Origin of the sequence: Streptomyces sp. MMG1533, from assembly GCF_001279775.1 — a bacterium.
Lineage (GTDB): Bacteria > Actinomycetota > Actinomycetes > Streptomycetales > Streptomycetaceae > Streptomyces.
This window is the reverse complement of record NZ_LGDG01000211.1, coordinates 39,897-52,689: the sequence shown is the minus strand read 5'-3', so window position 1 is coordinate 52,689 and position 12,793 is coordinate 39,897. Positions and strand designations below refer to the sequence as shown.

The 12,793-nt window shown below is 72.1% G+C and carries 11 protein-coding genes and 1 riboswitch; of the genes, 7 read left to right on the top strand and 4 right to left on the bottom strand.

The annotated features are described in order from the left end of the window. Nucleotides 1-37: 37 nt before the first annotated feature. Together ADK57_RS20530 and ADK57_RS20525 are read left to right on the top strand one after the other, a co-directional pair. On the top strand, nucleotides 38-859 hold the full coding sequence (locus ADK57_RS20530) for a GAF and ANTAR domain-containing protein (RefSeq protein WP_078973240.1): 822 nt from the start codon (nucleotides 38-40) through the stop codon (nucleotides 857-859). 60 nt (nucleotides 860-919) lie between these two features. Continuing rightward, the gene (locus tag ADK57_RS20525; protein WP_053750930.1) at nucleotides 920-1,801 is read left to right on the top strand and encodes a GAF and ANTAR domain-containing protein; all 882 of its coding nucleotides are present in this window, start codon (nucleotides 920-922) and stop codon (nucleotides 1,799-1,801) included. A 22-nt stretch (nucleotides 1,802-1,823) separates the two neighbouring features. Here ADK57_RS20525 and ADK57_RS20520 read toward each other — a convergent pair whose 3' ends face one another. Beyond that, on the bottom strand, nucleotides 1,824-2,588 hold the full coding sequence (locus ADK57_RS20520; protein ID WP_053750929.1) for a hypothetical protein: 765 nt from the start codon (nucleotides 2,586-2,588) through the stop codon (nucleotides 1,824-1,826). 355 nt (nucleotides 2,589-2,943) lie between these two features. On the opposite strand from ADK57_RS20520, the gene thrS reads away from it, so the two are divergent. Both thrS and ADK57_RS20510 read left to right on the top strand, forming a co-directional pair. Next, nucleotides 2,944-4,173, top strand: coding sequence for a threonine--tRNA ligase (gene thrS / locus ADK57_RS20515; RefSeq protein ID WP_053750977.1), 1,230 nt, complete (start codon nucleotides 2,944-2,946; stop codon nucleotides 4,171-4,173). A gap of 50 nt (nucleotides 4,174-4,223) precedes the next feature. Next, the gene (locus tag ADK57_RS20510) at nucleotides 4,224-5,186 is read left to right on the top strand and encodes a nucleoside hydrolase (protein ID WP_053750928.1); all 963 of its coding nucleotides are present in this window, start codon (nucleotides 4,224-4,226) and stop codon (nucleotides 5,184-5,186) included. A gap of 59 nt (nucleotides 5,187-5,245) precedes the next feature. Here ADK57_RS20510 and ADK57_RS20505 read toward each other — a convergent pair whose 3' ends face one another. Beyond that, complete coding sequence (locus ADK57_RS20505; protein ID WP_053750927.1) at nucleotides 5,246-5,584, bottom strand: hypothetical protein; 339 nt, start codon at nucleotides 5,582-5,584, stop codon at nucleotides 5,246-5,248. A gap of 236 nt (nucleotides 5,585-5,820) precedes the next feature. Between ADK57_RS20505 and ligA the strand changes: the two genes are divergently transcribed. Then, nucleotides 5,821-7,929: an NAD-dependent DNA ligase LigA gene (gene ligA / locus ADK57_RS20500; protein WP_053750926.1), complete on the top strand. Its 2,109-nt coding sequence runs from the start codon at nucleotides 5,821-5,823 to the stop codon at nucleotides 7,927-7,929. A 15-nt stretch (nucleotides 7,930-7,944) separates the two neighbouring features. Here the strand turns inward: ligA and ADK57_RS20495 are convergent, their stop codons facing one another. Next, nucleotides 7,945-9,090, bottom strand: coding sequence for a HoxN/HupN/NixA family nickel/cobalt transporter (locus tag ADK57_RS20495; RefSeq protein WP_053750976.1), 1,146 nt, complete (start codon nucleotides 9,088-9,090; stop codon nucleotides 7,945-7,947). A 27-nt stretch (nucleotides 9,091-9,117) separates the two neighbouring features. Then, nucleotides 9,118-9,341, bottom strand: a riboswitch (cobalamin riboswitch). Nucleotides 9,342-9,408: 67 nt separating this feature from the next. Between ADK57_RS20495 and ADK57_RS20490 the strand changes: the two genes are divergently transcribed. Then, nucleotides 9,409-9,765 carry an ArsR/SmtB family transcription factor gene (locus ADK57_RS20490; protein WP_053750975.1) on the top strand — a complete coding sequence of 119 codons (357 nt, stop codon included), beginning with the start codon at nucleotides 9,409-9,411 and terminating at the stop codon, nucleotides 9,763-9,765. Nucleotides 9,766-9,889: 124 nt separating this feature from the next. Here ADK57_RS20490 and ADK57_RS20485 read toward each other — a convergent pair whose 3' ends face one another. Beyond that, entirely contained in the window at nucleotides 9,890-10,819 is a 930-nt protein-coding gene (locus ADK57_RS20485; protein ID WP_053750925.1) for an LAETG motif-containing sortase-dependent surface protein, read from the bottom strand. A gap of 285 nt (nucleotides 10,820-11,104) precedes the next feature. Between ADK57_RS20485 and ADK57_RS20480 the strand changes: the two genes are divergently transcribed. Further along, nucleotides 11,105-12,772, top strand: coding sequence for a glycoside hydrolase family 13 protein (locus ADK57_RS20480; protein WP_053750924.1), 1,668 nt, complete (start codon nucleotides 11,105-11,107; stop codon nucleotides 12,770-12,772). Nucleotides 12,773-12,793 lie beyond the last annotated feature (21 nt).

Sequence of the window (12,793 nt, the reverse complement as noted above, 5' to 3'; positions counted from 1 at the left end):
CGGTCATCCACCGTGTCGTCGTTCTTGGGAGGCCTTCGTGACGGATTCATCTTCCGCTTCCCCGCCCACCGGGCCTGAGGGCGGCGAGGAGCTCCTCGTGCGGTTGCAGGCGCTGCTGCTGGAGGCCGACGGGATCGAGGACTTTCTCCGGGAACTCGTCGCGCTCGCCGCGACGGCCCTGCCGGCCAAGGTGCACTGCTCGGTCACCCTGCGCGCCGAGGACCCGGACCATCCCTACACCGCCGCCGCCAGCGACGAGGCGGTGGACGTGTTCGACCAGCGCCAGTACGACGTGGGTGAGGGCCCCTGTCTGGAGACGCTGCGCACGGGCACGCCCCACCACATCGACGACGTCGACGAGGAGGAGCGCTTCGGCGCCTTCCCGAAGCTGGCCCGCGAGAGCGGCATGTGCAGTGTGCTCGCGCTGCCCCTGGTCCCGCCCCGGCAGAACGTCGCCGGCGTCCTGAACATGTACGCCGCGAAGCCGCACAGCTTCACCCGGCCGGTGCGGGAGCAGGCGGCCGTGTTCGCGGGGCACGCGTCGGGCGCGCTCGGCGTCGCGCTGAAGTTCGCGGGGCAGCTGCAGTTCAGCATGGACCTGCAGACCGCGATCGCCTCGCGCACGGTCATCGACCAGGCCCTCGGCGTCATCATGTCCCAGGAGTCGTGCACCGCCGGGCGGGCCTTCGAGATCCTCACCCAGGCCTCGCAGCACCGGAACGTGAAGCTGCGAGAGCTCGCCGCCGACATCGTCACGAAGGTCGGCGGGCAGCCGCCCGAGGTGCGCCCGCTGTGGCCCCGGCCCTCCCCCCTGAGCGGGGAAGGCCGGGCGGGGTTTCGCCCTTCGGCCGAGGGGTAGTCGGGCGTCGCCCCCGAGGGGGCCAGTACGAGGGTGGGCGCGCTGTGATCAAAGGAGGCGGTGGCCGTGCGTCCCAGGGACGGCCCAGAGGGCGCCCACGGTGACGAGCCCGGCCGGCACGGGGCGGATAGCGGCGAGCCCGGTCACCCTCGGCATCCGCCGCACCCCCGGTACCCGGAGCCTCTCGGGGCGTCGGACCTCGATGCCGAGCGCGAACTCGCCCGGGACCGCCTGCAGGCCGTCGACGTGATCGCGGAGGGCGTGCGGGACGTCGAGCCCAGGGAGCTCCCCGGGCGGCTGTGCGGGGTGGCGGTCGAGCTGCTGCCGGTGGTCTGCGCGAGCGTGGCGCTGCACAGCGACGGCATGCCGGTACGGCTCAGCGCGAGCAGCGAGCAGGCCCGCCGCGTGGCGGAGATCCAGGCCACCCTGGGTGACGGGCCCTGTCTGTACGCGGCCCGGATCGGCGCCCCCGTGCTCGCCTGCGACCTCACGGCCGGGCGGGACGTCCACCGCTGGCCGGTCTTCGCCCAGCAGGCCACGGCTGCCGGGGTACGGGCCATGTTCTCGATCCCGCTGGGCAACGACTCCGTGTGCTTCGGCACCCTCGACCTCTACCGCGACACCCCCGGCGAGCTCACTCCCCGCCAACTGCGCACCGCACTGCTGGTGGCCAGCGTGATGACGGTCGCCCTGATGGCACTGCCCCGCGGCGAGGAGAACGAGGGCCGGGAGTCGGAACCCTGGATGAGCGGCCTGGCCAAGGACCAGGACGAGGTGTACCAGGCCGTCGGCATGATCATGGCCCAGCTCGGCGTCGACTCCGACGAGGCCCTGGCCCGCCTGCGCGCCCACGCCTTCGCGGAGAGCTGTACGGCGCTGGAGATGGCGCGGGACGTGGTCGGACTCCGTACGAGGTTCGACCGGGACGGCGACGGGGACTGAACCGCCGTGGCGTCGTGGGAGCTCAGACCTGCACCCGCGCCTGTTTGCGGACCTCCGTCAGGCGTTGCGCCCCGAGTTGGACGACCGCCTGCGCGACCTCGGGCGACACCTCGCCGAAGCCGCCGTGGGTGAGACCGATCGCGTCGTCGCCGATGCGGACGGCGGCGACGTTCAGGGTGAACGCGGCCGGTTCGCCGTCGGCCGTCTCGCCCCACACGATGATCCGCAGCCCCGCCCGGGCTTCCCCGACCTCCGGCAGCGGGGCCGCGGTGACCTCGACGGCGTGCACGTCGCCCTGGGCGGTCTTCGCCGTGAACCTCCCGCACTTCTTCGGCAGCGTCCTCAGCCAGGCCAGCGTGCGGTCCACGTCCGCCGCCGGGTGGGCGACGAACTGCTGGCGCAACTGGGCCTCGTTCCAGTCGTCGTCGAGCCTGACCACCGCGCGGGGGCGGGCGTCCGCGCCGAACAGCTCCTCGGAGTAGAGGGTGCCGAGCAGGCGCCGGCAGTCCGGCAGTTTCGTCGTCGCCTTGAGCACGGTGTCGTGCCAGGTCGCGGTGGACTGCGTCGGCGTCCACGGCTCCCCCAGATCGGCGTCGGTGAGCAGCGTGGACTGCGCCTGCGCCTGGGTGAGGGCGGAGGTGGCGGCCGGGGCCGGGCTCTTCCCGGTCGCGGAGAGATCGGGTTTCTCGGCGGTGGGCGGGGTGGTGAGGGCGGAGCAGGCGGTCGCGGTCAGGAGGGCGCACAGGGTGAGCGCGGCGGCGAGAGTGCGGGCCGGGGGTGGTGTCATCGAGGGCTCCTTGAGGCGGCCAAGATCGAGTGCGCCCTCTTACGGCACCACCGGGACCGACCCGCCACCAGCGAGCCGGTCCGTCCGGGTGAGGGGCCTCGGTGCCGAGGGGGTGCGCAGCCCGGCGCTGCGGGGTGCCGCCCGGCGGAAAACCCGTCGCCCCGCTCTCCACCCCTTGTTAGCGTTCCCCCATGCAGCGCGCCCACGTAGTACTCGTGTCTCTCACGACGACGCCGGAGAGTGTCCCGGCGCGCTGACAGCTGACCCAGTCGAAAGCCCCGGGGCGAGTGCCCCGGGGCTTCGCCGTGCGGGGGCTCGTCTCCGGTCACCGTGAGGAGAAACCGCCATGAGCGCCATGACCGGTTCGCACGACCACCGCCGGCTCGGCCGTGAACTCGGCCTGTTCGACACCGACCCGCTGATGGGCGCGGGTCTGCCCTACTGGCTGCCCGACGGGGCCGTCGTACGGCACACCCTGGAGGAGTACGTCCGGGAGGCCGAACGCGCCGCCGGCTACCGGCACGTGTACTCGCCGGTCCTCGGCAAGCGGGAGCTGTACGAGATCTCGGGGCACTGGTCCCACTACAGCGAGGACATGTTCCCGCCGATGGAACTGGGCGCGGAGGAGGTCGTGCTGCGGCCGAGCCTGTGTCCCCACCACGCGCTGATCTACCGTTCCCGCTCCCACAGCTACCGTGAACTGCCGTTGCGAATGGCCGAGTTGGGCGGCATGTACCGCTCCGAGCTGTCCGGGGTGCTGGGCGGCCTGACCAGGGTCCGGTCCATCAACCTCAACGACGCGCACATCTTCTGCACCCTGGACCAGGCCGTGGACGAGGCCCGCGCCGCCCTGGAGCTCATCGGCCGCGCCTACGCCGACCTCGGCATCCGCCCCGCCCGCCACCGGCTCTCCCTGCCCGGCGAGGGCGGCAAGTACGTCGCCGACCCGGACCTGTGGCGGCGGGCCACCGCGCTGCTCAGGGAGGTGCTCGACGCCTCCGGCGTGGAATACGAGGCCGCGGAGGGCGAGGCCGCCTTCTACGGCCCCAAGATCGACGTCCAGATCGCCGATCCCGCCGGCCGCGAGGCCACCCTCTCCACCGTCCAGATCGACTTCCACCAGCCCGAACGCTTCGACCTGCACTACATCGGAGCCGACGGGGCGAAACACCGGCCGGTCATGGTGCACCGCAGCATCATCGGCAGCGTGGAACGGATGGTCGCGCACCTCATCGAGCAGCACGGCGGCGCGTTCCCGGCATGGCTCGCGCCCGTGCAGCTGGTGGTGCTGCCGGTGGCGGACGCGCAGGAGGAACGGGCTCACGAGGTCGTACGGCAGGCCCTGGCGCGGGGACTGCGGGCGGAACTCCACGGCCCCGGCGACGGCACCCTCGGCGCCCGCATCCGGGCGGCGCGACTCGTGCCGTACCAGGCGGTGATCGGGGAGCGGGAGGCCGAGGACGACCTGGCGGCCGTACGGCTGCGGGACGGGAGCCGTCCGGGGGCGGTGCCGGTCGCGGAGCTGCTGGACCGGATCGCCGCCCGGGTCGGTGCTCGCGGGACCGAACTGTGGGGGCCTGCGTAAGGTCACTGTCGTAGGACCGCGGACACACCTATGTAGTGAGGAGCGCCGCCGTGACCGGTCAGCCCATCCCGGTGATCATCGACTGCGACACGGGAGTCGACGACGCCCTGGCCCTGCTGTTCGCCGTACGACACCCGGCGCTCGATGTGCGCGCGGTGACCTGTGTGGCCGGCAACACCGACGTGGACGGGGTCGTACGCAACACCCTGACCGTGCTGGAGCAGGCCGGCGCCGGTGACATCCCGGTCGCTCGGGGTGCCGAACGCCCGCTCATCGAGCCGGTGCGGGTGGCACGGCACGTGCACGGGCAGGACGGGATGGGCGACCTGGGGCTGCCCGCGCCGACCCGGGTGCCGGTGGACGTGGACGCGGTGACCCTGCTGCGGCGGGAGATCCTCGCCTCGCCGACGCCGGTCACCCTCATCCCCACCGCGCCGCTGACGAACATCGCGCTGCTGCTGCGCACCCACCCCGAGGTGGTCCGCAACATCGAGCGGATCGTGTTCATGGGCGGCGCGGTGGCGACCGGGAACGCCACGCCGGTCGCGGAGTTCAACGTGTGGCACGACCCCGAGGCGGCCGCGATCCTGCTCACGGCCGGGGTGCCGATCACCATGTACGGCCTGGACGTGTTCGAGCGGGTCGTCGTCCCGGCGGCGGACGTGCAGCGGCTGCGGGCGAGTTCGGAACCCCGCCTCCGCCTGGCCGGCGAACTCCTCGCCCACCGCGACCCGGCCACCTCCGGCGACCCCACCCCCACGGGCGGCCTCGGCGACGCGGGCGCGGTCTGCGCGGTCGTCGACCCGGAGGGCATCACCACCGAACGCCTCCCGGTCGAGGTGAGCCTGGCCCCGGGACCGACGCGGGGCCAGACGATCGCCGACCGCCGTCCACGCCCCGGCGAGGCCGAGATCCACGAGGGCGGCCGTGAACAGCGGCTGGTGGACGTGGCGTTGGGCGTGGACGTGGAGCGTTACGTGAAGCTGTGGCTGACGACGGTGGAGGGCGCCTAGGCCGTGAAGGGCCGTACGGGCCGGGGTGACCAGCCCTTCGGCCGCGTGCGGCCGTTGGCCTAATAGGCAGTGGACCAGGCCTGCGTGGTGTGGTGGATCCAGCGCTGGATGGTCATGTTGATGCTGTCGGGCAGGGCGCTGAGCTGGTCGATGGCTTCCCGGTCCTCGAGCTGGGGCGGGACGCCGGCCGTGGTGAGGGCGGCGTGCAGGTCCAGTCGCCTTCGGTCGCGCGGGCCGACCGAGATGTCGAGGCGCTGGGCGGGGTTCGGGGGCGGCAGCAGGTAGTCGTCCTGCTCGGGCTGCGGAGCCGGCTCCCGGCTGGAGGAGTCGGGGACGTCACAGGCGTAGGGATCGAAGAATGCCTGCGCCGCGTCGGACTCGAAAACCGTGGCAGTCATGAGGATCTCCTCGCGTGAGGGGTATTCGGTTCTGCAAGCCAGGAGTCGGTCCGTGCACCAGCCGGTTGCAGAACGGGCCGCATGTCACGCGGACGGCGGCATCGGCAGCTCATCCGCCCGTCACATCAGCCTGCCGCACCCGGCTGCTGCCGCACCCGGCTCCTGGTCCCCCGGTACCAGGACGGCGTCCTCACGGCGGGCGGCCTGCAGGGGCGTTGTCAGTGGTGGCAGGCAGGATGACGGGCATGACGACACCAGCTGCTCGGATCGTGGATGCCGCCGCCTACGCGCAGGCGGTCGAGACCGTGGTGAAGGCCGCGGCCGCCTACTACGCGGACGGCACTTCCCCGCTGGACGACGACACCTACGACCGGCTGGTGCGCGGGATCGAGGCGTGGGAGGCCGGTCATCCCGACGAGGTGCTGCCGGATTCGCCGACGGGGAAGGTGGCCGGCGGTGCGGTGGAGGGGGACGTCCCGCACACGGTGGCGATGCTGAGTCTGGACAACGTGTTCTCCCCGGAGGAGTTCACCGCCTGGACCGAGTCACTGGCCCGGCGCATCGGCCACGACGTCACCCGCTTCAGCGTGGAGCCGAAGCTCGACGGGCTCGCGGTCGCCGCCCGCTACACCCGCGGCCGGCTGAGACAGCTGATCACCCGCGGCGACGGGACCGCCGGGGAGGACGTCTCGCACGCGATCGGCACCATCGAGGGCCTGCCCGAGCAGCTTGCCGAGCCGGTCACCGTGGAGGTGCGTGGCGAAGTCCTGATGACCACCGCCCAGTTCGAGCACGCCAATGAGGTGCGCACCGCGCACGGCGGGCAGCCGTTCGCCAATCCGCGTGGTGCCTCGGCCGGCAGCCTGCGTGCCAGGGAGCGTGCCTACACCGTGCCGATGACGTTCTTCGGCTACGGGCTCCTCCCCGTGCCCGGTACCGAGACCGCGCCGGCGGAGCGGCTCCTGGAGCTCGCGCACAGCGACCTGATGGCGCAGGCCGCCGCGTACGGAGTGAACACCACCGCCGCCACCGCCGTGCCCGGCGTCACCGCCGCCACCGCCGAGCAGGTCCTGGCCCGGGTGAGCGAGATCGCGGAGCTGCGGGCCGAGTTGCCGTTCGGGATCGACGGGATCGTCATCAAGGCCGACCTGGCCGCCGACCAGCAGGCCGCCGGCTCGGGCTCGCGTGCCCCGCGCTGGGCGATCGCCTACAAGCTGCCCGCGGTGGAGAAGATCACCCGGCTCCTCGAGGTGGAGTGGAACGTGGGCCGCACCGGCATCATCGCCCCGCGTGCCGTGCTGGAGCCGGTCGAGATCGACGGCGCCACCATCACCTACGCCACTCTGCACAACCCCGGCGACATCACCCGCCGCGACCTGCGCCTGGGCGACCACGTCATGGTCCACCGGGCCGGCGACGTCATCCCCCGCATCGAAGCGCCCGTCGCCCACCTGCGCACCGGCGACGAACAGCCCATCGCCTTCCCCGAGGTCTGCCCGCGGTGCGGGTCGGACATCGACACCAGCGAGCAGCGCTGGCGGTGCGAGAACGGCCGCAACTGCCACCTCGTGGCCGCCCTCTCCTACGCCGCCGGCCGCGACCAGCTCGACATCGAGGGCCTCGGCCACACCCGCGTCGTCCAGCTCGTCGAGGCCGGTCTGGCCGCCGACCTCGCCGACCTGTTCACCCTCACCCGCGACCAGCTCCTCGGCTTGGAGCGGATGGGGGAGACCAGCACCGACAACCTCCTCGCCGCGCTCGGCCGGGCCAAGGAGCAGCCGCTGTCGCGGGTGCTGTGCGCGCTCGGCGTGCGGGGCACCGGCCGGTCCATGTCCCGCCGTATCGCCCGCTACTTCGCCACCATGGATCACATCCGGGCCGCGGACGCCGAAGCGATGCAGCAGGTCGAGGGCATCGGCACCGAGAAGGCCCCGTCGATCGTGGCGGAACTCGCCGAACTCGCCCCGCTCATCGACAAGCTCGCCGCGGCCGGGGTGAGTATGACCGAACCCGGCGCCACCCCGCCCTCCCCCACGACCGGTGCCGCCGCCGATGCCGGAGACGGACCGCCGGTGACCGCGGACGGGGTGGGTCTGCCGCTGGACGGGATGACGGTCGTGGTGACGGGTGCGATGACGGGCGCACTGGGGGAGCTCAGCCGGAACGAGATGAACGAGCTCATCGAACGCGCCGGCGGCCGCTCCTCCTCCAGCGTCTCCAAGAAGACCAGCCTGGTCGTCGCCGGAGAAGGCGCCGGATCCAAGCGGGCCAAGGCGGAAAGCCTCGGCATCCGGCTTGCCACCCCGGACGAGTTCGCCGCCCTCATCGCCGACTTCGTCGGCTGAGACGCGCGGCGCGTCTCAGCCCGCGGACCGGGACCCGGCTCCCGCCGGCCGTACCGCCCACCGCTGTTCCACCTTCGCGAGCCGCCAGTAGCCGATGGCCGCCGCCCACACCACCACGAACAGGCCGACGATGACGTAGCCGACGCTGTCGAGGTTGATGCCGGCGATCCAGGTGGTGACCGTGTCGGTCAGGTCGAGCTTCTCGTGCAGGACGCCGACGAGTTCGATGGTGCCGATGAAGAAGGCGACGGCGATGGACAGCCCGGTGATCGTGAGGTTGTAGAAGACCTTGCGAACCGGGTTGGAGAACGCCCACTGGTAGGCGAAGTTCATGAACGTGCCGTCGAGGGTGTCGAACAGGCTCATGCCGGCGGCGAAGAGGAGGGGCAGGGAGAGGATCGCGTACCAGGGCAGCCCGGCCGCCGCGCCCGAGCCCGCCATCACCATCAGGGTGACCTCGGTGGCGGTGTCGAAGCCGAGGCCGAAGAGGAAGCCGAGCGGGTACATCTGGCCGGGGCGGCTGATGGACTTGGTGAGGCGGCCGAGGATCCGGTTCATGAACCCGCGCGAGTCCAGGTGCTGTTCGAGCTCCTTCTCGTCGTACGAGCCCGCCCGCATCGCCTTGAACACCTTCAGGATGCCGAGCAGGGCGGCGAGGTTCAGGGCGGCGATGAGGTAGAGGAACGTGCCGGAGATCGTGGTGCCGAGGAAGCCGAGGACCTGGTGGGTGCCGGAGTCCTCGTTCATGACCTTTCCGGCGAGCTGCGTGCCGCCCGCGATCAGCAGGGCGAGGAGCACCACCACGCTGGAGTGGCCGAGCGCGAACCAGAAGCCCACCGACACCGGCCGCTTGCCGTCGGCCATGAGCTTGCGGGTGGTGTTGTCGATCGCGGCGATGTGGTCGGCGTCGAAGGCGTGCCGCATGCCGAGGGTGTAGGCGGTGATGCCGAGACCGATGCCGAAGGCCTTGTTGTCGACCTCGTAGTGCCCGGGGACGACGAGGAGGAACAGCACCCCGAAGGCCACGACGTGGAGTGCGGCGACGACCGCCATCAGGCCGGCGGTCTTGAGGGTGTCCTCCCGGCGCCACTTGAACGACGCCGACGTCGCGGCGGGGGACGTCGCGGCGGGGGACGTCCGGGCAGGGTCGGGCAGGGTCATGCGGTCACGCTCCAGCACCTCGTGGATCACCTCGTGAGATGCCGCGGCCGGTCTCCTGGCTGACGGGTCGTGCGTCCGCGCACCTGCCTTCCCGGCCCCCTTGCGGCGGCCAGTGGCTCGTCCCTCGCGGGACGGCGGTACGCGAACTCCCCGATCACAGTGGCGAGGGCCGCTCCGGCATGGACCCCCTGAGGGGCCGTCACCGGCTTCCCGAGCACCACGGCCCGCCCACCGTAGGTGGGCAGACGGTCTTCTGCATAGCTGCGCACCTGCGCAGGTATGGAAGATCACACAAGAGCGCCTGCGAGGATGGGCGGCATGCATCTCGTTCCGGCCGACCGAGCGGATCGCCGAACCATTGACGGGCACCGGGTGTGCGACGCGATCGCCGCGATCGGTGAACCCGGCCACGTCCGCACCTGGGCCGACCGCTTCTCGCTGCTCGCCGATCCCAAGAGGCTCGCACTGCTGCTCGCCCTGCACCGGACCGGGCCACTGGCCGTGTCCGACCTGGCGATCGCCACCGGCATGAACGACCCCGCCGTGTCGCAGGCGCTGAGGCTGCTGCGGGCGGCGGGGGTCGTGGAAGGGGCCAAGGAGGGGCGGGTCGTGCGGTACCGGGTGGTGGACGCAGACGTCGCCGCGCTGCTCGAGCACTGTGCGGCGGACGGCTGAACGCCGGTCGAGCGGGCTGCCCGACCGGCGTTGTCGTCACCCTGCCGAAAGCGAGCCGCCATGCGGCTTGCTGTCGTCACCTGACCAGGAGCGAGCCGCAATGCGACTCGCTGTCGTCACCTGACTACGGGCGAGCCGCCTTGCGACGTCGCGTGGCCACCACGATGCCCGCGCCGCCCGCGAGGAGCACCGCCGCGCCGATCGCGATCGGGCCGGTCGCGCTGCTGCCGCCGGTCTCGGCGAGGTCGTCGCCGCCGCCGTTCGGAGTGGTGGCCGGGGCGGTGGTGGACTCCGAGACCGACGGCGTCGGGGTCTCGGTCGTCGTCGAGGCCGACGGGGTCGGGGTCGGGGCCTCGGTGGCCGGCTCCGTGGCCGGGGGCGTCGTCTCCTCCGACGGGGTCGACGGGGTCGGGGTCGGGGTGGCCGGGGGCTCGGACGGGGCCGTCGTGCAGTCCTTCGTGCCGCCGTTCCAGGCCGCGATCAGCTTGTCCTTGATGACCGGACGGTCCGGGCCCTTGGGCAGGTCGCCGTGGACGAAGCCGTCGTTCGCGTCGAGGACGCCGTCGAACTTGACCGCACCCCGGTAGAGGTCGATCTGCGCGAAGCAGCCCGCGTCCGGCACCGCGATGTCGAGGGATTCGGTCTGGCCCGGCTTCACGGTCACCGTGTCGAAGTCGACGAAGACCTGCTCGCCGGAGGTGGCGAAGGTGGCGCCGTGGGCGAGGTAGGAGGCCAGGGAGGCCGTGCAGGTGGTCGCGTCGCCCGCCGTGCGGACCTTGACGTGGACCTTGCCGTCGTCGGTCGGCTTGAGGTTCTGGTCGTCGACCTTGACCGAGTCGTAGAAGTTCGTGCCGTCGAGCGAGAACTGACAGCGGTCGGTCACCGTCTCCGTGCCGGCTCCGGTGCCGGGCTTGTAGCTGCCGCCGGAATTCCAGCCCTCGCCACCGGGGGTGCCGGTGGCCCAGGAGGTCGGGGCGGAGACGGCGCAGAGGACGAGCGCCGCGGCGCCCGTCCCCAGCAGGCGGCGCGCGGTGACACGTCTGACTATGGACATGCAGATCCCATCGGGGTGAGGGGGTGGCGGTGCTCCCGAAGGGCACCGGTCTCAGAAACACTGGGCTCATTGGTCACATGCGCCACAGTGTCCGCTCATCGTGGATCTCCCCACGGAACGCTGTCAACCTGCGGTGATGCAGAGCGAGTTCAAGAGTCCATCACAATTCCGCCACACAGGGAATGAAGTGCTCCGGACGGCGTTCGAGTTCGCTTTCCCGACAATGGGGACAGGTACCTGAGTGCCGCTGACCACCGTCATGACCGCCATGAGGGAGACCGCCGCGTGACCGACCTCAACCCCGACCTTCCCGACCTCTCCTCCAAGGACCCCGACTGGTGGCGCCAGGCCGTCGTCTACCAGGTCTACCCCCGCAGCTTCGCCGACGCCGACGGCGACGGGCTCGGCGACCTGCGAGGCGTCACCCGGCGCCTGAACCACCTCGCCGCGCTGGGCGTGGACGCCCTGTGGCTCAGCCCCTTCTACCCCTCCGAACTCGCCGACGGCGGCTACGACGTCGCCGACTACCGTGACGTCGACCCGCGCCTGGGCACCCTCGACGACTTCGACGCGCTCGCCGCCGAGGCCCACCGTCTCGGCCTCAAGGTGATCGTCGACCTCGTCCCGAACCACACCTCCCACCAGCACGTCTGGTTCCAGGAGGCCCTCGCCGCCGGGCCCGGCTCGCCCGCCCGCGACCGCTACGTCTTCCGCGACGGCCGCGGCCCGCACGCCGAACTCCCGCCCACCGACTGGCAGTCCGTCTTCGGCGGCAGCGCCTGGAAGCGGGTGCCGGACGGACAGTGGTACCTGCACCTGTTCGCCCCCGAGCAGCCCGACCTGAACTGGTCGAACGAGGAGGTCCGCGCCGACTTCCGCACCACCCTGCGCTTCTGGTCCGACCGCGGGGTCGACGGCTTCCGCGTCGACGTCGCCCACGCCCTCGCCAAGGACCTGGACGAACCGCTGCGCGACCTCGGCGCCCCCGAGCTCAGCAGCGAGGACGCGCTGTCCGAGTTCCCGCCCGGCACCCACCCCTTCTTCGACCGCGACGAGGTCCACGAGATCTACCGCGACTGGCGCAGGGTCCTCGACGCCTACCGCCCGCCCCGGATGGCGGTCGCCGAGGCCTGGGTGCAGGGCGATCGCCGGGTGCGGTACGCCCGTCCCGACGCACTCGGCCAGGCCTTCAACTTCGAGTACCTGCAGGCCGGCTGGGACGCCGACGAGCTGCGCCAGGTCATCACCGACTCCCTCGTCACCGCCCGCGCGGCCGGCGCCTCCGCCACCTGGGTGCTGTCCAACCACGACGTCGTACGCCACGCCTCCCGGCTGATGCTCCCGCCCGGCACCGACGACAACGCCTGGCTGCTGTCCGGCGGCCACGCCCCCGCGATCGATCCGGCCGAGGGCCTGCGGCGCGCCCGCGCGGCCACGCTCCTGATGCTGGCGCTGCCCGGATCCTCGTACGTCTACCAGGGTGAGGAACTCGGTCTGCCCGAAGTCGCCGACCTGCCCTTCGAGGTCCTCCAGGACCCGATCTGGGAACAGACGGGGCGGGTCCGCAAGGGCCGCGACGGGTGCCGGGTGCCGCTGCCGTGGACGACGACGGGACCCTCGTACGGCTTCGGCGCGGGCGGCGCCTGGCTGCCGCAGCCGGAGAGCTTCGCGGCGTACGCCGTCGAGGCACAGAACGGGGCCGAGGGCTCGACCCTGGAGCTCTACCGCACGGCCCTGAAGCTGCGCCGCAAGCTGCTGGAGGGCGAGTCGCTGACCTGGACGGCCGACAGCCCGGCCGGAGTGCTGGACTTCGCCCGGCACGACGGCTGGCGGTGTGTGGCCAACCTGTCACAGACGGCCGTACCGCTGCCGCCGGGGGAGGTGCTGCTCTTGAGCCGCCCGTTGGAGAACGGGCGGCTCGGGCCGGACACCACCGTCTGGCTCGCGTCCTAGGACAGTCCTGGGACAGGCCCT